The sequence below is a fragment of the Streptomyces sp. NPDC018263 genome (assembly GCF_055562575.1).
This window is the reverse complement of sequence record NZ_JBVHFA010000008.1, coordinates 336,846-360,614: the sequence shown is the minus strand read 5'-3', so window position 1 is coordinate 360,614 and position 23,769 is coordinate 336,846. Positions and strand designations below refer to the sequence as shown.

The following is a 23,769-nucleotide window of genomic DNA, read 5'->3' as shown; positions in this document are numbered from 1 at the left end:
CTCATGCTGCCGCACCCCCCGCCGGGGAACGACGGGGGGTGCGGTGGCGGGGGGAGTTGTACGGGTTACGCCGTGACGGTCTCGCCCGGCAGCGGCAGGTCCAGCTCGACCGGACGCTCGTCCCCGGTGTGCGTCGCCGAGGAGGCCAGCGGGCCGTGCCCGGCGGCGCGGGCGGCCAGGACGTACGGGCCCTCGGACGGCACCGCGAGGGCGTAGCTGCCGTCCGGCTCGGAGAGCGTGGTGCCCGCCTGGCGGCCCCGGCGGTCGATCAGGGTGACCTTGGCGCGGGCCACCGGGGCACCGGAGGCGTCCAGCACCCGGCCCCGGAAGCCGCGCAGCACCTCCTCGGCGCGCTCCAGCACCGCGTCCTCCTCGCTGCTGGCCCGCAACTGGGTGTGCGGGGCGGCCGGACGCGGGGTGCGCGGCAGGAACACCGCGAGCGCCAGGCCCACCAGCACGGCGGCCGTGGCGATCAGGAACGACACCCGGAAGCCGTGCATCGTCGGCACCGCGACCCCGCCGCCCAGGTCGTGCGCGGTGTTGGCCAGCACCATGCCGATGACGGCGCTGGAGACCGAGGTGCCGATGGAGCGCATCAGGGTGTTGAGCCCGTTGGCGGCACCCGTCTCGGAGGCCGGGACCGCGCCCACGATCAGCGCGGGCAGCGAGGAGTACGCCAGGCCGATGCCGGCGCCGAGGACCACCGAGGTGATGATCGTCTGCCAGGCGGCGTGCATGAGGCCGAGGCCGCCCGCGTAGCCGAGGGCGATGACCAGCAGGCCGATGATCAGCGTCGTCCGGGGGCCGTAGCGGGCCGAGAGGCGGGCGTAGACCGGGGCGGTGAACATCATCGTCAGGCCCAGCGGGGCCACGCACAGACCGGCGACCACCATCGACTGGCCCAGGCCGTAGCCGGTGGCGGTGGGGAGCTGGAGCAACTGGGGGAGGACCAGCGAGACGACGTAGAAGCTGACGCCGACCATGATCGAGGCGAGGTTGGTGAGCAGCACCTCGCGGCGGGCGGTGGTGCGCAGGTCGACCAGCGGGGCCTGGACGCGCAGCTCGTACACGCCCCACAGCAGCAGTACGGCGAGCGCGGCGCCGAAGAGGCCGAGGGTGGTGCCGGAGGACCAGCCCCAGTCGCTGCCCTTGGTGACGGGCAGCAGGAGCAGCACCAGACCGGCGGAGAGGCCGGCGGCGCCCGGGTAGTCGAAGGAGCCCTTCGCGCGGGCGGGGGACTCGGGGACGACGAGCAGGGTCAGGCCGATGGCGAACACGCCCAGGCCGGCGGCGCCGTAGAACAGGGCGTGCCAGTCGGTGTGCTGGGCGACCAGGGCCGCGGCGGGCAGCGCGAGGCCGCCGCCGACGCCGATCGAGGAGCTCATCAGCGCCATCGCGGAGGCGAGCCGCTCACGCGGGAGCATGTCGCGCATCAGGCCGATGCCCAGCGGGATCGCGCCCATGGCGAAGCCCTGGAGGGTGCGGCCCACGATCATCAGGAGCAACTGGCTGGTGACCGCGCTGACCAGCGCGCCGGCCACCATCACGGACAGGCTGAGGATCAGCATCCGGCGCTTGCCGTACAGGTCGCCGAGGCGGCCCATGATCGGGGTGGCGACGGCACCGGAGAGCAGGGTGGAGGTGAGGACCCAGGTCGCGTTGCTCGGCTCGGTGCCGAGCAGTTGCGGCAGGTCCTTGATGACCGGCACGAGCAGGGTCTGCATCACCGCGACCACGATGCCCGCGAAGGCGAGCACCGGGACGACGGCCCCGCCCGCTCTCCGGGGGGCGTGGTCGGGCGTGGTGTGGGTCATGGAAATGGGTCCTCCCGCGTGAATACGTGCCGGGTGAACCTCGTATGCACAGGAAACTATTCCGTTGCTTCGGGACGCTAATGAATCCTTGACCGAGACATGGGTTTCTGACCGGGTGTCATGCTTTACAGCCAGCCCTGCTGACGGGCTTCCCGTACGGCCTCCGCCCGGTTGCGGGTGCCGGTCTTGCCGATCGCCGCGGAGAGGTAGTTGCGGACGGTGGACTCCGAGAGGTGCAGCCGGGCGGCGATGTCGGCGACCGTCGCGCCGTCCACGGAGGCGGTCAGTACGTCGCGCTCCCGGCCGGTCAGCGGGTTCGGTCCGGCGCTGAGCGCGGCCGCCGCCAGTACGGGGTCGACCACCGTCTCCCCGGCCAGCACCCTGCGTACCGCCTGGGCCAGCTCCTCCACCGGGCCGTCCTTGACCAGGAATCCGGCCGCCCCCGCCTCCATCGCCCGGCGCAGATAGCCCGGCCGCCCGAACGTGGTCAGGATCAGCACCCGGCACCCCGGCACCCGCTCCCGCAGCAGCGCGGCCGCGTCCAGCCCGCTCAGCCCCGGCAACTCGATGTCCAGCAGCGCCACATCCGGCCGGCACTCCACGGCGGCCGCCACGATCGCGTCCCCCGCCGACACCTGCGCGACCACCTCGATGTCGTCCTCCATCCCCAGCAGCAGCGCCAGCGCACCCCGCATCATCCCCTGGTCCTCGGCCAGCAGAAGCCGGATCTCCTTCACGGCGCCAGGGTAGCGGGGGCCGTCCGGCGGTCAGGGGGGTGCGGTTTACGGGGGCCGGGGTTTTGGCGGGTCGGCGGGGCCGGAAGCCTGGCCGCTTTGGCGCGCGGGTGCGTGGGTGCGCGCGGGTTCGCCGTGACGCCGTGGGGAGGCGGCGGGGGCCGGGGCTGTTTGGTCGGCTGTGGGCGTTGCGGGGGTGGCTGGAGCGGCGCTGCTTCTGGCGCGTGGGGCCGCCGGGATGCGGCGGGGAGCGGGGCTGCTTGCTCGGGGCGGGTGAGGTCTCGTTGCTTTTGGTGCGGGGTGCCGCCGGTATGTCGTGGGGAGTGGGCGGGTGCCGGGAGCCTCGCTGTCTCTGGGGGCTGGTGCGTCGGGTCGCCGTTCGGGGGGCGGGGTTGCTGTCTCGGCTTGGGGGGGGGGCTGTGGGTCCGTCAGGACTTCTGGGCCAGTGGGATCGGGTTCTCGGTTGCCGGGAGTTCTGCTGTCACTGTGAAGCCGCCCCCTGGGGCCGGGCCCGCTGTGAGGGAGCCGGAGGCTGCGGCGAGGCGTTCGGTGAGGCCCGTCAGGCCGGTGCCGGCGGTGCTCGGGGTGGGTGTGCCGGTGCCGTTGTCGGTGATGGTGAGGCGGGCGCGTTCCCCGGCGCTCTCCACGGTGATCTCGCAGCGGGTGGCGCGGCTGTGCCGGACCACGTTGGTCACCGCCTCGCGTACGACCCAGCCGAGCAGCGCCTCGGTCTGCGGGGCCAGCGGTGCCCCCGACTGCCGGACCACGGGCTCCACGCTCGCCGCCGCCAGTGCCGAGCGCGCGCGGGTCAGCTCGGTGGACAGACTGCCCTCGCGGTAGCCGGTCACCGCCTCCCGGATCTCCGTCAGCGCCTGGCGCCCCACCGACTCGATGTCCCCGATCTGCGCCAGCGCCGCGTCCAGGTCCCGCCCGGCCAGCCGCCGCGCGGCCTCCGACTTCACCACGATCACCGACAGGGTGTGTCCCAGCAGGTCGTGCAGATCGCGGGAGAAGCGCAGCCGTTCCTTCTCCACCGCCCGCCGCGCCAGCTCCTCACGCGCGGCCCGCAGTTCCCGCACCGCCTCCGACAGGCTCAGGATCGCCGCAGTGACCATGCAGGACAGGAAGGTCGCGTACCCGATGTTCGGCGCCTCCCGCCAGCCCTCGCGCAGGCCCGCGAGGACCGCGCCGTACGCCGCGAGCAGCAGGCCGGTCCGGCCGAGGTTCCGGCCGCGCAGGGTGGCGCCGGTGGCGAGGCCCAGCAGGGGGAAGAACAGCAGCCAGTTGCCGCCGTAGCCGACCGCGAGACCCGTCGTCACCAGGCCCATCGTCAGCAGCGCCAGCCGGGTGGAGAGGGACTGCCGCTTCTCGCGGTCGAAGGCGCGGAACGTGACGTACACGTAGAGGGAGTTGAAGACGAACAGGCCCAGGCCGCCGATCCACGGGTTCTCGGCCTTGCCCTGGAGCAGGTTGGAGAAGGAGCCGAGGCCCATCAGCAGCCAGGGCAGCAGAGCGAAGCCGGTCGGCGGGGGCCCCGCGTGGTGGTGCCCCGGTACGGGGTTCCCGCACCTCGTACCCGCGGGCTTCCGCGCGGCCCTGGCCCGTGCCCACCATGACATGTCCGTTTTCCCCGCGTTCTCCACCGCTGCCTCGCCCGCACGTTCGACGGGGCGACGGTACAGCGTAGGAAATGAGCGCCTCTGTCCGCGTCCAGCCGATTCGATGCCCCGCGTCTGTGTCATGCCTGCGACGGTAGGAGCGGCGCGCGGCCGCGGGCAGAGGCGTACGTACGGACTCCGGCAGTACAAATGTCACGGCCGGACATGACGAAGGGGCGGGGTGCGAGCCGTGTGGCCCGTACCCCGCCCCTCGCCGTATCGATCAGGCAGCCGACTCGGCGGTCCCGCCGCCCGGGCGGCGATGGCGCCCGCTGGGGGCGCTCCCCCCGTCCCGGTCCGCGACCGGTCCCCGGTGCTTGCCGTGCCCGTCCGCCTCGGCGGAGACGGACACCGGCTGATGGACCCCGGAATCCGCGGGCGCGGACAGCGGCTGCGTCGTGCTGGTCTCGGTCATCGGAAGCATTCACCCCGTCAACATGATCGTCTTGCAGCCGGAGGAGTCTAACCAACACCCGGGGGGCCCGGTCCAGGCGGCGGCACCGATGCCGGTTACGCCGTGACCGCCTTGGCGAGCGGGGCCTCGCGCAGGGGGACCGGACGGGGGGCCGGGGGCTCGGGTTCGGCTGCCTCCGGCGGCTCCGCGGGGGCCGGGTCCGGGGCCGGAGGCATCAGTTCCGCCACTCCGCACGGGGTCTGGGCCGTGGCGTAGGGGAGACGGAGGACGCCCTCCGGGGTCCACAGGCCCGTACCCACCAGCCAGCCTTCCGGAGCGGGGAGGTGGCGCACCCGGCGTTCGGCCGGGCGCCAGGTGCCCACCCAGATGCCGAGGGGGCCGTCGACCCTCAGGGCCACCGCGCAGTTCTCCGGCGTCAGGACCTGCCCCGGCTGGACGGCGAAGGGGGTCACCGTGCAGTCCGGCAGCCGGAGCGCGCCGGGGAAGCGGACCGGCAGGGTGCCGCCCAGCACGCCCCAGCCCAATCGTTCCTGCCCCGGCGTGGCCGCGTCCGAGGAGATCACCAGCAGCCCGCTGTCGGGGTCGGCCAGCAGCAGCCGGTCGTCGCTGTCGGGCGCGATCTCCAGCAGCGGCGAGACCTCGCCGTCCCGGGCCAGGTCCACCACGACCGTCTTGGTCCGCCCGTCCAGCTCCCGGTCGAGCGCCAGCATCCGCCCCGCCGACTCCAGCCAGACCCCGCCCGAGCACCGCCCCGGCAGCTCCGCCACCCGCTCCGGCCCGGCCGCGCCCCCCGCCACCAGCCACACCGCCGTGGACGTCTCGCACACCGCCAGCGCGTACGCCCGCTCGCCCCCCGGCGCGGGCGGCAGCAGCGTCACGTAGGTGTCGGACCCGCACTCCACCGCCCCGACCGGCAGCTCACCGGTGCCGGGCCCGGTCGGGTACAGCAGCGAGAACGCGTGCCGCCGCTCCACCAGCCGGTGGATCAGCACCCGCCCGTCGCCCATCGGATGCACCTCGGTCCCCGGCTCCTCCGGCTGCCCGCCGGGCAGCGGCACCGCGTACGGCTCCGGGCCGTCCAGCGTCCAGCGCTCCGGGAACCAGCTCTCCCCGGCCGGCGCCAGCCGGGCCGCGTACGCGCCGTCCGCCGTGATGGCGTACCGCGTCGTGGGCGCCTCGTGTTCCGCGCCGGTCGACGGGGATTCGATCGCACAGGCCGTCATGGTTCGGTCACCTCCGGCGACGAAGCTAGTTTTCGTACGCACGGCCGGGGGCCCGGGTCCGGACCACTTCACACATACGGGTGGCGCAGAAGCGATTCCTCTGAGGAAAGGGCGGGTGTGGGCGTACCGCCCCCGGGGCCGCCGTACGCGGTACGGCCCCCCTGGACGGACAGGTAGCCTTTCCTCGTGCCCCGTCTGTCTGAAGTCATCGCCGCGCTGGAGACCCTGTGGCCCACCGAGCGGGCCGAGTCCTGGGACGCGGTCGGCACGGTCACGGGCGACCCCGGCCAGGAGGTCACCCGCGTCCTGTTCGCCGTGGACCCGGTGCAGGAGGTCGCCGACGAGGCCGTACGGCTCGGCGCCGACCTGCTCGTCACCCACCACCCGCTCTATCTGCGCGGGACGACCACGGTGGCGGCCGGCACCCCCAAGGGCCGGGTCGTGCACACGCTGATCAAGAACGACGTCGCCCTGCACGTCGCGCACACCAACGCCGACAAGGCCGATCCCGGAGTCTCCGACGCCCTCGCCGGCGCGCTGGACCTGAGGGTCACCGGCCCCCTCGTACCCGACCCCGACGACCCGGCCGGACGCCGGGGCCTGGGCCGGATCTGCGAGCTGGACCACCCGCTGACCGTGCGCGAGCTGGCCGAGCGCGCCGCCGAGCGGCTGCCCGCCACCGCGCAGGGCATCCGGGTGGCCGGCGACCCCGACGCCGTCGTCCGCCGGGTCGCCGTCAGCGGCGGCTCCGGCGACAGCCTCTTCGACCGGGTCCGCGCGGCCGGTGTGGACGCCTTCCTCACCGCCGACCTGCGCCACCACCCGGCGTCGGAGTTCGCCGCGGTCACCGCGTCCGTCACCGAGCGCCCGCTCGCGCTCCTCGACGCGGCCCACTGGGCCACCGAGTGGCCCTGGTGCGAGCTGGCCGCGGCCGAACTCGACCAGATCTCCGACCGTCACGGCTGGGGCCTCCGGGTCCACGTGTCCAAGACGGTCACCGACCCCTGGACCGCCCACGCGGCGTCCCCCGTCACCTCTAGCCCCATGGGAGCCCCCAACTGAACGCCGAGCCCGCCGACCAGATCCGACTTCTCGACGTCCAGGCCCTCGACGTCCGCCTCCAGCAGCTCGCGTACCAGCGCAGCGCGCTCCCCGAGCACGCCGAGATCGAGACGCTGGGCAAGGACCTCGTCCAGCTCCGCGACCTGCTGGTGGCCGCGCAGACCGAGGAGAGCGACTGCGCCCGCGAGCAGATCAAGGCCGAGCAGGACGTGGACCAGGTGCGCCGCCGCGCCACCCGTGACCAGCAGCGCCTGGACTCCGGCGCGGTCACCTCGCCCAAGGACCTCACCGGCCTCCAGCACGAGATCGCCTCCCTCGCCAAGCGCCAGGGCGACCTGGAGGACGTCGTCCTCGAGGTCATGGAGCGCCGCGAGGCCGCCCAGGCGCGGGTCGCCGAGCTGACCGAGCGGGTCGCCTCCGTGCAGGCCAAGGCCGACGACGCCACCGCGCGCCGCGACGCCGCGTTCCGTGAGCTGGACGACGAGGCCGCCGCGGTCACCAAGGAGCGCGAGGTCGTCTCCGCCTCCGTCCCGGCCGACCTGCTCAAGCTGTACGACCGCCTGCGCGCCCAGGGCGGCGGTGTCGGCGCGGCCAAGCTGTATGCCCGCACCTGCCAGGGCTGCCGCCAGGAGCTGGCGATCACCGAGCTGAGCGAGATCCGCGCGGCCGCGCGCGACGCCGTGGTGCGCTGCGAGAACTGCCACCGCATCCTGGTGCGCACGTCGGAGTCGGGCCTGTAGTCGGGCTGTGAGCGGGCGGTAAGGAGCGCTGGGCGTGCGGGAGTTCGTCGTCGAGGCCGACGGGGGATCGCGGGGCAACCCCGGACCGGCGGGGTACGGGGCCGCCGTGAGCGACGCGGCCACGGGGGAGACCCTGGCCGAGGCCGCCGAGTTCATCGGCGTCGCCACCAACAACGTCGCCGAGTACCGGGGCCTCCTCGCCGGCCTGCGCGCCGCCCACGCCCTCGACCCCGAGGCGCGGGTCGCCGTCCGCATGGACTCCAAGCTGGTCGTCGAGCAGATGTCGGGCCGCTGGAAGATCAAGCACCCCGACATGAAGCCCCTGGCCATGGAGGCCCGCGCCGTCTTCCCGCCCGGCCGGGTCACCTACGAGTGGATACCGCGCGAGCGCAACAAGCACGCCGACCGGCTGGCCAACGAGGCGATGGACGCGGGCGCGAGGGGCGAGGCGTGGACGCCACGGGCCCCGGCGGTTCCCGAGCCCGAGGGCCCGCCCGGCGACGCGCGCGCGGGAGCGGCGGCCGTGCGGGCGGCGCTGTCCAAGGGGCAGGCCGCACCCGGCTCCGACCCGGTGGAGCCGGCCGACACCGCCCAGGCCGACACCCGCGCCGCCCGTACCGTCGCCTCCGCCACGACCTCCTCGCCCGGCTGGAGCGCGGCTCCCGACCTCGGGGCGCCCGCCACCTTCGTGCTGCTGCGGCACGGGGAGACGCCGCTCACTCCGCAGAAGCGGTTCTCCGGGAGCGGGGGGAGCGATCCCGCGCTGTCGGAGGTGGGACGGGAGCAGGCGCGGCTGGTGGCGGAGGCCCTGGCGCGGCGGGGGACCGTACAGGCGGTCGTCGCCTCGCCGCTGGCCCGTACGCGGGAGACCGCCGGGATCGTCGCCGCCCGGCTCGGGCTGGACGTGCGCGTGGACGACGGGCTGCGCGAGACGGACTTCGGCGCGTGGGAGGGGCTGACCTTCGCCGAGGCCCGCGAGCGCTACCCCGACGACCTGACCGCGTGGCTCGGTGACCCGGAGGCGCGTCCCACCGGCGGTGGCGAGAGCTTCGCGGAGACCGCCGAGCGGATCGAGGAGGCCCGCGCCCGGCTGGTCGCCGAGTACCAGGGCCGTACGGTCCTGCTGGTCACCCACGTCACGCCGATCAAGACCCTGCTGCGCCTCGCCCTGGGCGCCCCGCCCGAGTCCCTGTTCCGGATGGAGCTGTCGGCCGCCTCGCTGTCGGCGGTGGCGTACTACGCCGACGGCAACGCGAGCGTACGGCTGTTCAACGACACGTCCCACCTGCGTCCCTGAGCCCGGCCGCGCCGCGCGCCAGCTCCTCGATCCGGGCCCAGTCCCCGGCGGCCACCGCGTCCGCCGGGACCATCCAACTGCCGCCCACGCAGCCCACGTTGGGCAGCGCCAGATACTCCGGGGCGCTCGCCTCCGCGATGCCGCCCGTGGGACAGAAGCGGGCGTCGGGCAACGGCCCGGCGAGCGACCTGAGATACGCCGTACCGCCCGCCGCCTGGGCCGGGAAGAACTTCATCTCGCGCACCCCGCGCTCCAGCAGCGCCACCACCTCCGAGGTGGTCGACACCCCCGGCAGGAACGGCACCCCGGACTCCCGCATCGCGGCGAGCAGCGACTCGGTCCAGCCGGGGGAGACCAGGAACCGCGCCCCCGCCGCGACGCACTGGCTCACCTGGTCCGGCGTGATCACCGTCCCGGCGCCCACCACCGCCTCGGGCACCTCCTCGGCGATGGCCCGGATGCCGTCCAGCGCGGCCGGCGTGCGCAGCGTGACCTCGATCGCGGGCAGCCCCCCGGCGACCAGCGCCCGCGCCAGCGGCACGGCGTCGGCGGCGTCGGCGAGCACGACGACGGGGAGGACGGGCGCGAAGTCCAGTACGGAGGCGGGGGAGGGCGCGGGTGAGGTCATGGACGCCATCGTGCCCAGCGGTAGCAGCATGCGCAACGAACGTTGCACATGCTGCAACGCGGGTACGGCGGACGCTCAGTGAACCTCGTCCACCAGCACGTCCAGCGCCCACGGCTTCCCGGCCTTCTCCGGCGCCGCCGCCTCCACCTCGTACCCGAGATCCCGCAACGCGACGACCAGCTCGGCCGGGCCCTTCGGCGCGGCACCCTCGGTGAGCAGCGCGCGGACGATACGGCCCTTGGTGGCCTTGTTGAAGTGGCTGACCACCTTGCGGGTGGGCGCGTGCAGCACGCGCACGGTCGCCGTACGGCCGGCGACCTCGCCCTTGGGCTTCCATGCGGCGGCGTACGCGGCGGAGCGCAGGTCCAGTACGAGCCCGTCCCCGGCCGCCTCGGGCAGCACCTTGGCCATCGGCGCGCGCCAGTGCCCGGCCAGCGCGCCGAGGCCGGGGAGCTTGACGCCCATGGAGCAGCGGTAGGAGGGGATGCGGTCGGTGACGCCGATCGCGCCCCAGAGGCCGGAGAACACCAGCAGCGAGCGGGCCGCGCGGCGCTTGGCGGCGGGGTCGAGGGTGGCCAGGCCGAGGGCGTCGTAGAGGACACCGGTGTAGATCTCGCCCGCCGGGCGGGCGCCGGCCGTGAGCAGCCCGGCGTTCTTGGCGACCTCGCCGCGCAGTCCCTCGCTCAGCCCCAGCACCTCGCGGGCCTTCTCCTCGTCCCCGGCGCACAGCTCGACCAGCTCGGCGAGCACGGCCTGCCGGGCGGCGGCGAGACCGGGCAGGGACAGCGACCCGGGCTTCAGTGGGGCACCCCGGCCCGAGGACGCCTTTCCCTCCGACGGGGGCAGCAGGACCAGCACGGACAACTCCTTCTCTCGGCCTCCGCGCCAGCGTACGGGCCCCGGCCGCCGGTCCGTGCCGCCCGCCCGGCCCGGTACCATGGTCGGCACGGCAGACGAGCCGGGCGGACGGCCGCGTGGAGTCCCTTACGGGGCTTCCCGAGGAACGTCCGGGCTCCACAGGGCAGGGTGGTGGCTAACGGCCACCCGAGGCGACTCGCGGGACAGTGCCACAGAGAACAGACCGCCTCGCGCCTCGGCGCGGGGTAAGGGTGAAACGGTGGTGTAAGAGACCACCAGTGCCCAGGGTGACCTGGGCAGCTAGGTAAACCCCACCCGGAGCAAGGTCAAAAGGAAACACCCCGGTGTTTCTGCGCGGACGATCGAGGGCTGCCCGCCCGAGTCCGCGGGTAGACCGCACGAGGCCGGTGGCAACACCGGCCCTAGATGGATGGCCGTCACCGGGACGCCCGCGAGGGCCCCCGGAACAGAACCCGGCGTACAGCCCGACTCGTCTGTCGTATCCCCCCGGGACAGGCCCCTGAGGGCATCCGGGGGCTCTACTCCTCGAACAGCACGTCCTGCTCGGTGATCACCGTCTGCCGCAGTCGCCGGCTGCGGGCGCCGATGACCAGGGCCGTGGCCGCCGCTGTGACGCCGAGGGCTGCGGGGACCATCCAGTTCCGGTCGAAGACATGGCCGAGGAGGTGGTCGAGGGAGAGGCGGCCGGGGCCCGTCACCGCGAGGCCGGCGGCGGCCAGGCCGAGGCTGGCGGCGTACTCGTAGCCGCCCTCCTGGGCGAAGAAGCCGTTGGGGACGTGGAGGGCCGCCGCGCCCGCCATCGCGCCGGCCGCCGACGCGCCCGCCACGGGGGTCGCGAGGCCGAGGGCCAGCAGGACGCCGCCGCCCGCCTCCGCCACCCCCGCCGCCGTCGCGCTCGCCCTGCCCGGTGCGAAGCCCACGGACTCCATGAACTGGCCGGTGCCCACCAGCCCGTGGCCGCCGAACCAGCCGAACAGTTTCTGCGCGCCGTGCGCGGCCAGTACCCCGCCGGTGCTCAGCCGGAGCAGCAGCAGACCCACGTCGCGTCGGTCGTAACAGGTCATGGTGACTCCCTTCCCTTGCGTCCACCGTCGCACCGGGCACCCCTTCCGGCCTCCCGGACCGGGCGTCCGGGTGGTCCGGGCGGCGGTACGTCCGGTGGCTGGGCGCGGGGGGCGGTGTGAGCCTGACGCCATGACGATTCAGCCCGCCAAGTTGCGCGACCCGGCCGTCAGGGCCTTCGTGCACGCCGTCAACTCCCATGACCGCGAAGGCTTCATGTCCCTCCTCGCGCCCGGCGCGACCATGGCCGACGACGGCGCCGACCGCGACCTCGCCGTCTGGATCGACCAGGAGATCTTCTCCACCCACGGTCATCTGGAGGTCGACAACGAGTCCCGTGGCGGACGCGCGCTCGTCGCCCGGTACCGCAACGACACGTGGGGCGAGATGCGGACCCGGTGGACGTTCACCGTGGCCGACGACGGGCGGATCTCACGGTTCGAGACAGGTCAGGCGTAGGGCGGGTCATAGGAGAGCAAAGTCCTGGCCGGGGAACCACCTCCCCCGGTAAGGGCCCTCCGGAGCCGGTGTACGGTCCCCGGGTGCGTGAAAGTTCCCCGCTCAGCCGACGTGCCCTTCTCGGTCTCGCGGCGGCCGCCGTGCCCCTGACCGCCACCGCCCCCGCCTCCGCCGCCGGGGCGAGATCCGCGGGGGCGAGATCCGCCGGGACCGGCGTCGTCGGCGGGGAGCGGCTCGGCCTCGGCGGGGTCCAGGTGCGGGCGGCCGGGCTGCCGAAGAAGCTCACCGCGCAGGCGTGGCTCGTCGCCGACCGGGACACCGGGGAAGTGCTCGCCTCGTACAACGCGCACCGGCGGCTCGCGCCCGCGTCCACGCTGAAGATGCTGTTCGCGGACACCGTGCTGCCCAAGTTCGCCCCGGAGCAGCGGTACCGGGTCACCGAGGCCGACCTCGCCGACATACCGTCCGGCTCCAGCCTCGTCGGCGTCCAGGCCGGGACCACGTACACCGTCGAGCAGCTCTGGCAGGGCGTGTTCCTGCGCTCGGGCAACGACGCGGTGCACGTGCTGGCCCACATGAACGGCGGGGTCGCCCGTACGGTCGCCGAGATGCAGGCCAGGGCCGAGTACCTGCACGCCCTCGACACCCGTGTGGTCAGCCCGGACGGCTTCGACCACAAGGGCCAGATCTCCTCCGCGTACGACCTCACGCTGTTCGCCCGCGCCGGGCTTGACAACGCCGACTTCCGGCGGCACTGCGGCACGCGTACCGCCGACTTCCCGGCGGGCGGCAAGAAGACCTTCCAGATCCAGAACACCGACCGCCTGCTCACCGGGGCGTGGGGGCTGCGGCCGTACGCGGGGCTGCTCGGCGTCAAGAACGGCTACACCAGCCACGCGGGCAACACCTTCACCGGCGCCGCCACCCGCGGCGGCCGCACCCTGCTGGTCACCGTGATGCACCCCGCCGAGGGCAGCAACGCGGTGTACGAGCAGACCGCCGCCCTCCTCGACTGGGGCTTCGGCGCGGGCCGCGCGGCCCAGCCGGTCGGCATGCTGGCCGCTCCCGGCGGTACGAGCCGGCCGACCGTCAGTCCGCTCCCGTCGGAACACCCGGCCCACGCCTCCACCACCCCGCCCCGCCCCTCCACCCTCCGCCTGGCCGAAGGCGCGGCGGGCACGGCGGCCCTGCTGGGCGCGGGCGCCTGGGCACTCCTGCGCCGCCGCCGGTCCGGCGCGCAGGGCACCCCCGCCGAAGCGGCATCGGGCGGCCGCCGGCGGCCCCGCGCGGCGGACACCGCCACCGAGGCGGTACCCCCACAGGGCCGCCGCCGTGCCCCCTCCCCGGAACCCCCCACCGAAGCGCCCCCTCAACAGGGCGGCCGCCACCGCCGCTGACGCCTCCGGCGCGGGGCAGGGACACGCTCCCCGGCACCGCCTTAGGCGGGCCCATTCTGGCGGGTCCGGGGGCAGGCGTGAACATGGCACGCGCTCCTCGGGGCCGGTCTTCCGTCGAGCCGTCGGAGACGTTCGTACACACGTCCCCCGCACTGTGCCCGAGCTGAGACCATGGGGGGGCGTCGTCCGGGGTTGGCTGGGAGGGGTTGTATGGGTGAGCGGGATGTCGTGACGGCTCCGGTGGTGGGGGTCGCTCCAGGGGCGGCCGGAGTCGCGGAGCGGCCGCGCGGGGTGCTCGTCACCTTCATGCTCGGGGCGCTCACCGCCACCACACCGCTGGCGATGGACATGTACCTGCCGTCGCTGCCGGAGGTCACCCGGACCCTGCACGCGCCCGCCGCCACCGTGCAGCTCACCCTCACCGCCTGTCTGGCCGGGATGGCGCTCGGGCAACTGGTCGTCGGCCCGATGAGCGACCGGTGGGGTCGGCGGCGCCCGCTGCTGACCGGCCTCGCCGTGTACCTCGTCGCCACCGCCCTGTGCGCGTTCGCGCCCACCGTCGAGACCCTGGTCGCCTTCCGGCTGGCGCAGGGACTCGCGGGCGCGGCCGGGATCGTCATCGCGCGGGCCGTCGTACGCGACCTGTACGACGGCGTCGCCATGGCCCGCTTCTTCTCCACCCTGATGCTGATATCCGGGGTCGCCCCGATCGTCGCCCCGCTGATCGGCGGGCAGATCCTCAGGGTGACCGACTGGCGGGGCGTGTTCGTCGTCCTCACCGGCATCGGGGCCGTACTCACCGCGCTGGTCTGGCTGCGGCTGCCCGAGACGCTGCCGCCCGCCGAACGGCACCGGGGCGGGGTGAAGGAGTCCCTGCGCACCATGCGCGGCCTCCTCGCCGACCTCCCCTTCACCGGCTACCTCCTCACGGGCGGCTTCGCCTTCGCCGCGCTGTTCGCGTACGTCTCGGCGTCCCCGTTCGTCGTCCAGGAGGTCTACGGCGCCTCCCCGCAGACCTTCAGCCTGCTGTTCGGGCTCAACTCGGTCGGTCTGGTCGTCGCCGGGCAGATCAACGGCAAGCTGCTGGTGGGCCGGGTCCGGCTGGACCGGGTGCTGGGCTGCGGACTCGCGGTGATCGTGCTGGCCGCGACCGCGCTGCTCCTCCTCGCCACCGGGGTCTTCGGCGAGGTCGGGCTCGCGCCCGTCGCCGCCGCGCTGTTCGTGCTGATGTCGGCGATGGGCTTCACCATGCCCAACACACAGGCGCTCGCCCTGCTGCGCACCCGGCACGCCGCGGGCTCCGCCTCCGCGCTGCTCGGTACGACCTCCTTCCTGATCGGCGCGGTCGCCTCCCCCCTCGTCGGGATCGCCGGGGAGCGCACCGCCGTACCGATGGCCGTCGTCCAGTTGGCGGCCGCGCTGGTCGCGGGAGTCTGCTTCATGGGACTGTGCCGACCCTGGAAGGCGGGCGCGGGCCCAGAGGGACCGGAAGGACCAGAAGGAGGGGACCACTGAGCGCACCGAAGCTCCGCCCCGGCACCCCCGAGCGGGCCGGGCTCGACCCCGCGGAGATGGCCCGCCTCACCGACGACCTGCACGCCCTCACCGCCGGGGCGCACCCCTGGGCCGCCGGGGCCGTCGCGGTGGCCGGGCGCGGACCGGTGATCGCGGTGGCCGAGGCGTCGGGATGGGCCGTGCGGTACGCCGCGTGGGACCCCAAGTCCGCCACCGGCGTCGAACTGCCGCCCGGCCAGCGGGTGCCGGTCACCTTGGACACCCCCTTCGACCTCGCCTCGCTCACCAAGCTGTTCACGTCCGTCGCGGCGCTGCAGCAGATAGAGCGGGGCACCCTCGGGATCGACGCCCGCGTGGGCGCGTACCTGCCCGAGTTCACGGGGGCGGCCGAACACGGCGTCACCGTACGGCAGTTGCTCACCCACACCGCCGGGCTCGCGCCAGAACTCCCGCTGTACGAGTACCCCGACCTGACCGCCCGCCTGGCCCGGCTCCGCGCGGAGCCGCCGACGTCGAAGCCGGGGGAGTACCTGTACTCCGACCTCGGCATGCTGATCCTTCAGCACGTCCTGGAGCGGATCACCGGGCGGACCCTGGACGTACTGATCGCCGACGGCATCACCCGCCCGCTGGGCATGACGGCGACCTCGTACGGGCCCCGCCCCGACGCCGCCGCCACCGAGGACCAGCGGCGGCCCTGGGCCAAGGCGGACCGGGGGATGCTGCGGGGAGTCGTCCACGACGAGAACGCCTGGGCGCTCGGCGGGGTCGCGGGCCACGCGGGCCTCTTCTCCACCGGCCCCGACCTCGCCGTCTTCTGCCGCGCCCTCCTCGCGGGCGGCGCGTACGGGCCCGCCCGCATCCTCGGCCCCGACTTCGTGGAACTCCTCCTCACCCCGCCGGGCCTCGGCTTCGCCCTGGACGAACCATGGTTCATGGGCACCCTCTCGGGCCACGGAGCGGCGGGCCACACGGGGTTCACCGGCACGTCCCTGGTCCTCGACCCGTCGACGGACACCTTCCTCGTCCTCCTGGCCAACACCGTCCACCCGGTCCGCCGCCCACCCGACAGCCACCCCCGGGCGGCCCTGGCCTCCCGCCTGGCCAAGGCGGTACGGGACGCCTAAGGGGGCCCGCGTACGTCTTCCCGCACCTGAGAGAATCGACGGGTGAACGCCCCCGCCTCCGCCGCCGAAACGCTCCGCTCCACCCTTGCCGGGGTGCTGGACGGGTTGCCGCCACGGCAGGCGGCCTCCGCCGTCGAGCGGCTCATCAGCAACTACCGGGGGGACACCCCGACGAACGCGCCGATCCTGCGGGACCGGGCCGATGTGGCGGCCTACGCGGCGTACCGGATGCCGGCGACGTTCGAGGCGGTGCGGGCGGCGCTGGAGGCGTTCGCGGACGCGGTGCCCCAGTGGGTGCCGGGCAGCCATGTGGACATCGGGGGCGGCACCGGTGCCGCGACCTGGGCGGTGGCCGCCACCTGGGACGGGGAGCGGCCCGTGACCGTGCTGGACTGGGCCGAGCCCGCGCTCGCCCTCGGGCGGGAGATCGCCGGTGCGCACCCCGCGCTGCGCGGCGCCGAGTGGCGGCGGGCCCGGATCGGGGCGGCGCTGGAACTGCCGGAGACCGACCTGGTCACCGTGTCGTACGTCCTCAACGAGCTGGCGGAGTCCGACCGGACCGCCCTGGTCGACGCGGCCGCCGCTGCCGCGCGGTCCGTCGTCATCGTCGAGGCGGGCACCCCGGCGGGGTACGAGCGGATCATCGAGGCCCGCGACCGGCTGATCGCGGCCGGGTTCCGGGTCGCCGCGCCCTGCCCGCACAGCGCGGCCTGCCCGATCGTGCCGGGCACCGACTGGTGCCACTTCGCGGCGCGGGTCAGCCGTTCCTCGCTGCACCGGCAGGTCAAGGGCGGGTCGCTGGCGTACGAGGACGAGAAGTTCAGCTACGTCGCGGCGACCCGGCTGCCCGCCGACCCCGCCCCCGCCCGGATCGTGCGACGGCCGCAGATCCGCAAGGGACAGGTACTGCTCGACCTGTGCGAGGCGGACGAGCGGTTGCGCCGGACGACCGTCACCAAGCGGCACGGTGACCTGTACAAGGCCGCCCGTGACGCCGAGTGGGGCGATGCGTGGCCGCCGCCGGGGGACGACCAGGCCGTTTCTCCCGGATCACCGGGCTGACCGGGGAAGACGGCCGCGACTGCCGGCGGCCTCTGCCGGCCGGCGCCGCGAACGCGCCCGCATCCGCAGCGAGAAGGGCATCCGCTGGGGTGAGCACGTGGATCAGGATGTGCCGCACGTCAGGCAGCCGCCAGGGCGGCCAGATCTCCACGGGTCAAGCGGCAGGCTCCTGTTCAGGCGTGGCCCCGGCTGGCACGACCTCCGCCCGCGCGATGGCCGCACGGTAGTCGGCGAAGACCTCCTCGACGCTCATCCCAGCGGACGGGCACCGCAAGGGAGGGTCCGCCCGACAGGCAGCCGGCATCAGAGCCGTGGTGGCCGGTCCAGGCTGTGCGCAGCGCATCGCGTGAGTGACGCCGTAGGCGTCCTTGTGCCCCCGGGGTCCTACCGCAGACACCAGCCGCAAAGGGCTGGGAGAGCCTCTACGATCCGGTTGATCACCGAACCGGGGAGGGAACATGGCCGAGGGCCGGGAAACGGACGTGGTCGCCGAGAGACCGGTGGAGCTGGCCTACCGGCCGACCGTCGGCGAATTGGCGTCCGCGCTGCGGGCACGCGCGAGGAGCACCGGCTCGGGACGCTTTCAGCGCGGGGCGGTGGTCTGGACGGTCGCGGTCACGACCGTCGGCGCCCTGCTGTCGTCCGCTGGCTCCGGCCACCGGGACACACCGTGGCCGCTGTACGCGGGGGTGGTGGTGTTCGGCGTCTTCATGACTGCGGTGCCGTGGTTGCAGGCGCGCCGCCTGTACCGGCTCACCGAACGGCAGGGGGACATCTCCGGGACGGTCGACGACACCGGGGTCCGGCTCACCACCGCGCACAGTTCGGCCAGCCACGACTGGCACCTCTACTCAAGCTATGCCGAGACGCCGGAGCTGTTCGTGCTCCTCAGCGCCGACAAGTCCGCCGTCGGCTTCGTCGCCCTGCCCAAGCGGGCCGTGGCGGACCCGGAGGACGTGGACCGGCTCCGGGCGCTCCTCGACCGGCGGCTCGTGCGCGCGGACGACGCCGAGGCGCCCGGAAAGCCACGGAGCCGAGGCCGGGCCGTCGGCCGCGGGGCCGGCTCCGTGGGACTGTTGCTGCTGGGGCTGCTGCTGTTCTTCTTCGCCTTCGCCGCCGTCCAACAGGCCACGCACCCGGACCGCTTTCCCGGAACCCAGAACAACACCGCCCCGGTATCGGCCGTCATGCTGGGGCTGGGGGCGCTTGCGGTCGCGGGGGCTTGGTGGCTCGTACGGCGAATGACGGCCATGCGGATCGTGACCGCCGTGCTCGCCGTCCTTGTCCTGCTGGCCGGTGGCGCCGCCCTGTACCGCGTCGGGCCGATGCTCCACTGCTGGGGCTCGGAGCGGATCGCCCGCGGGCCCGAGGGCTCTTACGCCTGCTACGACTTCTGAGCGGGGCCACGGTCTCCAAGCCGGCCTGGACGCTACACCTGGGGTACGGCAACACCTGGCGAACCTTCCCGGTCAAAGCACTAGAAGAGGCCGAAGCGCATGCGTTGCGTGAGGTTGTCGAGGACGTCGCGCAGCAGCGGGCTGCGGACGGCCGGCAGCAGGGTCAGGGTGTGCCGGAAGACTTCCGGGTCGATCCGGAACAGCCCATGGGGGCGCGGCGCGGGCGGGTCGTCGCGGAGAACGCCGTCGGGCATGCTGCCCGACGCGGGGAGGCGCAGATGCGGCTCGGGAAAGGCCAGCCACATCCACACCCCGAAGGGCAGCGGCACCGGACATGCCGGTGCGGGCCGGCCGGCCGGGCTCCAGGTCTCCCCTGTCTGCGGATGGATCGGCACGAGCAGTACGTCGGCGTCCGTGTCAGGACCGGACAGGCCCGGCCCGGCCAGCACGGCGCGCCGCGCCGGCGGGCCCGCAGGCAGCAGGGCGTCGAGGGCGCGTTGGAACACTTCCGCGGTCAGGCCGGGCGGGACGGTCACCGGCCGGCCCTCGGAGGCCGCCAGCAGATGGGCGAGCGCCTGACCGGCGGCCGCCTCCCACTGCGGGCTCCATGACCACCGGTGGTCCGCCCCGACCAGCGAGCCCCATCTGGTGACCGGCTCGTACGGAGGCGTGCGCCCGCCCTCCACCAACAGGTCCGCCCAGGAGAGCGTGGTGGGGGAGGTGCCGTCGACCGGGAGGCGGCGCACGGCGTCAGGCGCGAGCCAGACGGCTTGCCAGAGTGAGCAGTCGTCGATCCTGGTCGCCACGGGCAGGCCGCATGCCTCACAGGCCATGTTGGGGCCCTCACCCCAGTCGAGGCCGCAGCAGTAGCCGCCGGCCTTCTCCGGGATGAGCACGGTGCCGAGGGCGTCTCCGGGAGCGATGACGACCGCGCCGCCGGTGCCGTCGGACGGTTCCGGGCGTTTGGAGTCCACGGCAAACGTGCCCGACTCCATGAGCACCGGGAGCTGAACCCCGTTCCCGTACTTCTGATGGGCGTGGACCGGCAGCGCGACCTGGGACAGCGGGACCGTCAGCCTGGCGCCGCACCCAGCACACACGAAAATGTACAAATATCCTCCGCCGAAGAAACGGAGAGCATCTTCGCAGCTCCGCCGCGGACCGGCCACCGTGTTTCCGAGTGACCCGGAACGCGGCCGTCGGCCGACTCTCGGGCGCACTCCCCTGGCAAAGAAAGGGAAAATCGTGCATACCCCTTCATTGTGAGGTATGTCTCGCCAGGTTCCTTCATATCCGTGCTCGGTCTCCCTGTGGCGCGGGATGATGGGACGATGAGGCATGCTGTTCGCACCACAGCGAGGCGAGGGGACAGATGAGCGCGACGTTCGGTGGCCGGTCCGGCCGGCAGGGCAGGATCTCCCAGTGGCTGCGTGGACGGCGTCCCAAGGACGAGGCCGCCGACGACGGTGGCCGTGAGTCGATGCTGCTCGCCACCGCCGGGGCCGGGCTGCCGCTGGCGCCCGCCGCGTATCCCGCGCCGGGGTACGGCTGTTCGTGCGACCGCGTCGGCTGTCCCACCCCCGCCCGGCATCCGGTGTCCTTCGCGTGGCAGACGCAGTCGACCACCGACCGCGCCCAGGTCGAGCGGTGGGCCCGTGACGAGCCCGAGGCGAACTTCATCACCGCGACCGGTATGACTCACGACGTCCTCGACGTCCCGCTGGACGCCGGGCGCGCCGCTCTGGAGCGGCTGCTCGGGGAGGGGGTGGAGGTCGGGCCGGTCGCCGAGAGCGATGACGGGCGCATGCTCTTCTTCACCCAGACGCGGGGTACTCCCGAGGACGAGGACGAGTGGTGGCCCTGTGAGCTGGACTGCCACCCCGAGACGATGGACGAACACCCCGGCCTGCGCTGGCACTGCCGGGGCTCGTACGTCCTGGTCCCCCCGGCCCGCCTCCCCGGCGCCCCGACGCGCGGCGTCCGCTGGGTCCGGGGCCCGGAGCACGCCCTCCCCGAGCCGCTGACCCTCCTGGAGTCCCTGACGGACGCCTGCGCCCGCCACGCCGGCACGGAACCCGACCATCACGCAGCCGCAGCCTGGCCCTCTCGCCACTGAACCCCGCGGCCTCCGGCCGGCAACCGCCGCTACTCGCCCTGCGCGGCAGTCAGCCCCTGTACGCGTCCCACCACGGACACCGGCCCGCCGCCCGGAGGGGCGACCGCGGTCTGGTTGGAGACGAACTCCAGGGTCAGGGATTGTTTGACCTCGCCCTTGGTGAGGGCCTGGACGTCGCGGTTGGGGACGGCGACGGATGTGCCGGCGGCGGCCGTGCGCTTCTCGTAGTGGTGGGAGGCGAAGAAGACGAGGGTGCCGCCGTCCACCGTGCGGAGGGCCAGGGGGGCGAAGTCGTCGCGGGTGAGGGGCTCGTCGATGTACTGGCGTACCAGGCCCGGCTTACGGGCCTGCTGGGCACGGACCGTCCGCCAGCCGCTCGTGCTCGGCCCGTCGGCGAACGTCCTGCCCCCGTCCCGCAGATACGCCGCGTACCGCGAACTCAGGTCGTCGGACGGGGCGGTCTCGGCCCAGCCGTCCGCGTCCACCCGGAACCTGGGCACCTGCCCGGCAGGGACCAGCGTCAGATACGCCACCTGCCACGGCTCCCCGAGCCCGTCCCGCACGAACACCAGCAACCACCGCGCGGAACCGCCCTTGTTGCCCTTGGCGTCCGCCACGAACCACCGGGGCCAGCCGGCCTTCGCGGGGATGGTGAACTTCGCTTCGGTCAGGGTCAGCGGAGTGTGCCCGGAGTTCCCGCCCGGATTGTTGGCGTGCCCCGCCTGCAGCCGGGCGGCGTCGATCGCCTTGAACGCCCCGGTGACGTACTGGGCGTCGAGGGAGGAGTCGTAGGCCCGGTCGGCCGCGTTGTACGCGTCCGTGAAGCGGGCCAGCGCGCGGGCGGCCTCCGCCCGGCTCGCCGCCGGCAGCACCTCACGCTCGCCGTGCACCACGACACACCCGCTGGTCATCAGCGCGCAGACGGCCAGCGAAGCCGCTGTGCGTACCCTCCGGTTCCGGCCGCGAGCCCCACGACCGCTGCGATCCCTGCTCATCAGGCGACGTCACCTTCCCCTTCCCGGAGGCGAACCCTACCGGGAGGGGAGGAGCGCCCGGCCCCCCGAGGGTCCGCCTACTTCGCGACGCCCGCGGCCGGCTCGCCCGTACGCGCCGGTACGCGGGAAGGCAGCAGGAACAGCGTCAGCACCGGCACCAGGTACAGCAGCCACACCGTGAGCTGGACGACCGTGGGGTCGGGCTGGAAGTTGAGGACACCCTTGAGCAGCGTCCCGTACCAACTGTCCGGCGGAATCGTGTCGCTGATGTCGAAGGCGAGGTTGGTCAGCCCCGGCACCCAGCCCGCCTCCTGGAGGTCGTGGACGCCGTACGCGAGGACGCCCGCCGCGACCACGACCAGCATCCCGCCGGTCCAGGTGAAGAACTTCGCCAGGTTGATGCGCAGCGCGCCCCGGTAGAAGAGCCAGCCCAGCAGCACCGCCGTGGCGATGCCGAGGGCGACGCCGATCAGCGGGCGCGGAGTGCCGTCGCTCGCCGCGTGCACCGACGCCCAGACGAACAGTGCGGTCTCCAGCCCCTCCCGGCCCACGGCGAGGAACGCGGTGGCGACCAGCGCGCCCGTACCCATGGCGAGGGCGGCGTCCAGCCGGCCGTGCAGCTCGGACTTCAGGTGCCGGGCGGTGCGCCGCATCCAGAACACCATCCACGTCACCAGGCCGACCGCGACGATGGACAGCGAGCCGCCCAGCGCCTCCTGCGCCTGGAACGTCAGCTCCTGCGAGCCGAATTCGAGCGCGCAGCCGAAGCCCATGGCGAGCGCGACCGCGATGGCGATGCCGGTCCAGATCGGCTTCAACGCCTCCCGGCGGCCGGTCTTGACCAGATAGGCGATGAGGATGCAGACGACGAGCGACGCCTCCAGGCCCTCGCGCAGGCCGATCAGGTAGTTGGAGAACACGGACTACGCCTCCTCGGAGAACAGCGCCCGGCCCCACCAGTCGTGGGAGTCACGGACACCGGGCGGGACCGCGAAGACCGCCGAACCCACGTGCTGGATGTACTCGTTGAGCGCGTCGTGCGCGGCGAGCCGCCGCTGGAGCGGGATGAACCCCTCGCGCACGTCGCGCTGGTAGGCCAGGAAGAACAGGCCCGCGTCCAGGCGGCCGAGCCCGTCCGTGCCGTCGGTGAAGGAGTAGCCCCGGCGCAGGATGGTGATCCCGTTGTTGGAGTCGGGGTGGGCCAGCCGCACATGGGCGTCCGGCTTCATCGCCTTCAGGAACGGCGCGTCGTGCTCCTTCGCCTTCCCGACCGGCGCCCCCTCGCCCTTGTCGCGGCCGAACACGTCCTCCTGCTCCTGGAGCGACGTCCGGTCCCAGGTCTCGATGTTCATCCGGATACGCCGGGCGACCAGGTACGAACCCCCGGTCATCCAGGCCGACTCGGCGTTCCCGTCGGAGGCGCCCACCCACACGTGCTTGTCCAGCCGGGCGGTCTCGGTGCCGGCGATGTTGCGGGTGCCGTCCTTGAAGCCCATCAGGTTGCGCGGGGTCTGGGCGTCCGGCGTGGTGGAGGAGGTCTTGCCGAACCCCAACTGGGACCAGCGCACCGCGACCTTGCCGAAGCCGACGCGGGCCAGGTTGCGGATGGCGTGCACCGCCACCTGCGGGTCGTCCGCGCACGCCTGTACACAGAGGTCGCCCCCGGTACGGGAGGCGTCCAGGTTGTCGCCGGGGAACTTCGGCAGGTCCGCGAGCGCGTCCGGGCGCCGGTCGGCCAGGCCGAACCGCTCGAAGAGGGAGGGCCCGAAGCCCAGGGTGAGGGTCAGCCGGGAGGGGCTGAGACCCAGCGCCTCACCGGTGTCGTCCGGCGGGGCCTCGGCGAGTCCGCCGTACGCGCCCTCGCCGACCGGCTTCCCGGCGGTCATCAGCCGGGCCGCCGCCGTCCAGTCCTTGAGCAACTGGACGAACTCCGCGCGGTCGTCCGTCTTCACGTCGAAGGCGGCGAAGTGCAGCCGGTCCTGCACCGGGGTGGCGATACCCGCCTGGTGGGTGCCGTGGAACTCCACCGCACCGCCCGTGGCCGCCGACGCCAGGCCCAGGCCGCCGTCGGACAGCGCCACACCGCCGCCCGCCGCGGCGGCGCCGAGCGCGAGCCCGGCACCGCCCCAGCCGATCAGCGCCCGCCGCGAGGGTCCGCCACGCTCGTTCTCGGTCATCGTCCGTGCTCC

22 protein-coding genes and 1 other RNA gene are annotated in these 23,769 nt (G+C 73.9%); 11 read left to right on the top strand and 12 right to left on the bottom strand.

The window, feature by feature from the left end; all coding sequences use genetic code 11:
* Window positions 1–65: 65 nt before the first annotated feature.
* From ACZ3HQ_RS24505 to ACZ3HQ_RS24485, 5 genes are all read right to left on the bottom strand, one after another.
* Window positions 66–1,814 carry an MFS transporter gene (locus tag ACZ3HQ_RS24505; RefSeq protein WP_467514040.1) on the bottom strand — a complete coding sequence of 583 codons (1,749 nt, stop codon included), beginning with the start codon at window positions 1,812–1,814 and terminating at the stop codon, window positions 66–68.
* Window positions 1,815–1,939: 125 nt separating this feature from the next.
* A complete protein-coding gene (locus tag ACZ3HQ_RS24500; RefSeq protein WP_467514039.1) occupies window positions 1,940–2,551 on the bottom strand; it encodes a response regulator in 612 nt (203 codons plus the stop codon).
* A 425-nt stretch (window positions 2,552–2,976) separates the two neighbouring features.
* The gene (locus ACZ3HQ_RS24495; RefSeq protein WP_467514038.1) at window positions 2,977–4,167 is read right to left on the bottom strand and encodes a sensor histidine kinase; all 1,191 of its coding nucleotides are present in this window, start codon (window positions 4,165–4,167) and stop codon (window positions 2,977–2,979) included.
* Between the two features lie 262 nt (window positions 4,168–4,429).
* Window positions 4,430–4,621, bottom strand: coding sequence for a hypothetical protein (locus ACZ3HQ_RS24490; protein ID WP_467514036.1), 192 nt, complete (start codon window positions 4,619–4,621; stop codon window positions 4,430–4,432).
* Between the two features lie 95 nt (window positions 4,622–4,716).
* Complete coding sequence (locus ACZ3HQ_RS24485) at window positions 4,717–5,844, bottom strand: hypothetical protein (RefSeq protein WP_467514035.1); 1,128 nt, start codon at window positions 5,842–5,844, stop codon at window positions 4,717–4,719.
* A gap of 186 nt (window positions 5,845–6,030) precedes the next feature.
* Here ACZ3HQ_RS24485 and ACZ3HQ_RS24480 point away from each other — a divergent pair, with 186 nt between their 5' ends.
* From ACZ3HQ_RS24480 to ACZ3HQ_RS24470, 3 genes are read left to right on the top strand one after another with little or no spacing between them, the layout of a single operon-like run.
* Window positions 6,031–6,906, top strand: coding sequence for a Nif3-like dinuclear metal center hexameric protein (locus ACZ3HQ_RS24480; RefSeq protein ID WP_467514033.1), 876 nt, complete (start codon window positions 6,031–6,033; stop codon window positions 6,904–6,906).
* Window positions 6,903–7,646: a zinc ribbon domain-containing protein gene (locus ACZ3HQ_RS24475; protein WP_467514188.1), complete on the top strand. Its 744-nt coding sequence runs from the start codon at window positions 6,903–6,905 to the stop codon at window positions 7,644–7,646. The genes ACZ3HQ_RS24480 and ACZ3HQ_RS24475 overlap by 4 nt, the downstream gene beginning before the upstream one ends.
* A 34-nt stretch (window positions 7,647–7,680) precedes the next feature.
* Entirely contained in the window at window positions 7,681–8,943 is a 1,263-nt protein-coding gene (locus tag ACZ3HQ_RS24470; protein WP_467514032.1) for a bifunctional RNase H/acid phosphatase, read from the top strand.
* On the opposite strand, the gene ACZ3HQ_RS24465 is transcribed toward ACZ3HQ_RS24470, so the two are convergent.
* Window positions 8,915–9,571 (bottom strand): bifunctional 4-hydroxy-2-oxoglutarate aldolase/2-dehydro-3-deoxy-phosphogluconate aldolase, encoded by a 657-nt coding sequence (locus ACZ3HQ_RS24465; protein ID WP_467514030.1) that lies wholly within the window; start codon window positions 9,569–9,571, stop codon window positions 8,915–8,917. The genes ACZ3HQ_RS24470 and ACZ3HQ_RS24465 overlap by 29 nt on opposite strands.
* Before the next feature lie 75 nt (window positions 9,572–9,646).
* On the bottom strand, window positions 9,647–10,429 hold the full coding sequence (yaaA, locus tag ACZ3HQ_RS24460) for a peroxide stress protein YaaA (RefSeq protein WP_467514029.1): 783 nt from the start codon (window positions 10,427–10,429) through the stop codon (window positions 9,647–9,649).
* Window positions 10,430–10,525: 96 nt separating this feature from the next.
* Between yaaA and rnpB the strand changes: the two genes are divergently transcribed.
* Window positions 10,526–10,926, top strand: an RNA gene (gene rnpB, locus ACZ3HQ_RS24455) — RNase P RNA component class A.
* A 42-nt stretch (window positions 10,927–10,968) separates the two neighbouring features.
* Here rnpB and ACZ3HQ_RS24450 read toward each other — a convergent pair.
* On the bottom strand, window positions 10,969–11,514 hold the full coding sequence (locus tag ACZ3HQ_RS24450) for a DoxX family protein (protein WP_467514027.1): 546 nt from the start codon (window positions 11,512–11,514) through the stop codon (window positions 10,969–10,971).
* Window positions 11,515–11,644: 130 nt separating this feature from the next.
* Here ACZ3HQ_RS24450 and ACZ3HQ_RS24445 point away from each other — a divergent pair, with 130 nt between their 5' ends.
* From ACZ3HQ_RS24445 to ACZ3HQ_RS24420, 6 genes are all read left to right on the top strand, one after another.
* Window positions 11,645–11,971: a nuclear transport factor 2 family protein gene (locus ACZ3HQ_RS24445; protein WP_467514026.1), complete on the top strand. Its 327-nt coding sequence runs from the start codon at window positions 11,645–11,647 to the stop codon at window positions 11,969–11,971.
* 83 nt (window positions 11,972–12,054) lie between these two features.
* A complete protein-coding gene (locus ACZ3HQ_RS24440; RefSeq protein ID WP_467514025.1) occupies window positions 12,055–13,368 on the top strand; it encodes a D-alanyl-D-alanine carboxypeptidase family protein in 1,314 nt (437 codons plus the stop codon).
* A gap of 210 nt (window positions 13,369–13,578) precedes the next feature.
* Window positions 13,579–14,883 (top strand): multidrug effflux MFS transporter, encoded by a 1,305-nt coding sequence (locus ACZ3HQ_RS24435; protein ID WP_467514024.1) that lies wholly within the window; start codon window positions 13,579–13,581, stop codon window positions 14,881–14,883.
* A 56-nt stretch (window positions 14,884–14,939) separates the two neighbouring features.
* Entirely contained in the window at window positions 14,940–16,010 is a 1,071-nt protein-coding gene (locus ACZ3HQ_RS24430) for a serine hydrolase domain-containing protein (protein ID WP_467514020.1), read from the top strand.
* 42 nt (window positions 16,011–16,052) lie between these two features.
* Window positions 16,053–17,072 carry a small ribosomal subunit Rsm22 family protein gene (locus tag ACZ3HQ_RS24425; protein WP_467514019.1) on the top strand — a complete coding sequence of 340 codons (1,020 nt, stop codon included), beginning with the start codon at window positions 16,053–16,055 and terminating at the stop codon, window positions 17,070–17,072.
* 458 nt (window positions 17,073–17,530) lie between these two features.
* Window positions 17,531–18,469, top strand: a complete 939-nt coding sequence (locus ACZ3HQ_RS24420) for a YcxB family protein (protein WP_467514017.1) — start codon at window positions 17,531–17,533, stop codon at window positions 18,467–18,469.
* An 80-nt stretch (window positions 18,470–18,549) separates the two neighbouring features.
* On the opposite strand, the gene ACZ3HQ_RS24415 is transcribed toward ACZ3HQ_RS24420, so the two are convergent.
* Window positions 18,550–19,581 carry a hypothetical protein gene (locus ACZ3HQ_RS24415; protein WP_467514015.1) on the bottom strand — a complete coding sequence of 344 codons (1,032 nt, stop codon included), beginning with the start codon at window positions 19,579–19,581 and terminating at the stop codon, window positions 18,550–18,552.
* Between the two features lie 260 nt (window positions 19,582–19,841).
* Here ACZ3HQ_RS24415 and ACZ3HQ_RS24410 point away from each other — a divergent pair, with 260 nt between their 5' ends.
* Window positions 19,842–20,585, top strand: a complete 744-nt coding sequence (locus ACZ3HQ_RS24410) for a bifunctional DNA primase/polymerase (protein WP_467514014.1) — start codon at window positions 19,842–19,844, stop codon at window positions 20,583–20,585.
* Between the two features lie 29 nt (window positions 20,586–20,614).
* On the opposite strand, the gene ACZ3HQ_RS24405 is transcribed toward ACZ3HQ_RS24410, so the two are convergent.
* From ACZ3HQ_RS24405 to efeB, 3 genes are all read right to left on the bottom strand, one after another.
* Entirely contained in the window at window positions 20,615–21,580 is a 966-nt protein-coding gene (locus ACZ3HQ_RS24405; protein ID WP_467514012.1) for an SCO2278 family lipoprotein, read from the bottom strand.
* 77 nt (window positions 21,581–21,657) lie between these two features.
* On the bottom strand, window positions 21,658–22,500 hold the full coding sequence (gene efeU, locus ACZ3HQ_RS24400) for an iron uptake transporter permease EfeU (protein WP_467514010.1): 843 nt from the start codon (window positions 22,498–22,500) through the stop codon (window positions 21,658–21,660).
* Between the two features lie 3 nt (window positions 22,501–22,503).
* Complete coding sequence (gene efeB, locus ACZ3HQ_RS24395) at window positions 22,504–23,757, bottom strand: iron uptake transporter deferrochelatase/peroxidase subunit (protein WP_467514009.1); 1,254 nt, start codon at window positions 23,755–23,757, stop codon at window positions 22,504–22,506.
* Window positions 23,758–23,769: the final 12 nt, after the last annotated feature.

Bases quoted from the DNA above. Each gene is read 5' to 3' on its own strand.
- ACZ3HQ_RS24505 (WP_467514040.1), bottom strand. From the start codon at position 1,814: ATGACCCACACCACGCCCGACCACGCCCCCCGGAGAGCGGGCGGGGCC.
- ACZ3HQ_RS24495 (WP_467514038.1), bottom strand. From the start codon at position 4,167: ATGTCATGGTGGGCACGGGCCAGGGCCGCGCGGAAGCCCGCGGGTACG.
- ACZ3HQ_RS24490 (WP_467514036.1), bottom strand. From the start codon at position 4,621: ATGACCGAGACCAGCACGACGCAGCCGCTGTCCGCGCCCGCGGATTCC.
- ACZ3HQ_RS24485 (WP_467514035.1), bottom strand. From the start codon at position 5,844: ATGACGGCCTGTGCGATCGAATCCCCGTCGACCGGCGCGGAACACGAG.
- ACZ3HQ_RS24465 (WP_467514030.1), bottom strand. From the start codon at position 9,571: ATGACCTCACCCGCGCCCTCCCCCGCCTCCGTACTGGACTTCGCGCCC.
- ACZ3HQ_RS24450 (WP_467514027.1), bottom strand. From the start codon at position 11,514: ATGACCTGTTACGACCGACGCGACGTGGGTCTGCTGCTGCTCCGGCTG.
- ACZ3HQ_RS24445 (WP_467514026.1), top strand. From the start codon at position 11,645: ATGACGATTCAGCCCGCCAAGTTGCGCGACCCGGCCGTCAGGGCCTTC.
- ACZ3HQ_RS24435 (WP_467514024.1), top strand. From the start codon at position 13,579: ATGGGTGAGCGGGATGTCGTGACGGCTCCGGTGGTGGGGGTCGCTCCA.
- ACZ3HQ_RS24430 (WP_467514020.1), top strand. From the start codon at position 14,940: ATGGCCCGCCTCACCGACGACCTGCACGCCCTCACCGCCGGGGCGCAC.
- ACZ3HQ_RS24420 (WP_467514017.1), top strand. From the start codon at position 17,531: ATGGCCGAGGGCCGGGAAACGGACGTGGTCGCCGAGAGACCGGTGGAG.
- ACZ3HQ_RS24410 (WP_467514014.1), top strand. From the start codon at position 19,842: ATGAGCGCGACGTTCGGTGGCCGGTCCGGCCGGCAGGGCAGGATCTCC.
- ACZ3HQ_RS24405 (WP_467514012.1), bottom strand. From the start codon at position 21,580: ATGAGCAGGGATCGCAGCGGTCGTGGGGCTCGCGGCCGGAACCGGAGG.
- efeB (WP_467514009.1), bottom strand. From the start codon at position 23,757: ATGACCGAGAACGAGCGTGGCGGACCCTCGCGGCGGGCGCTGATCGGC.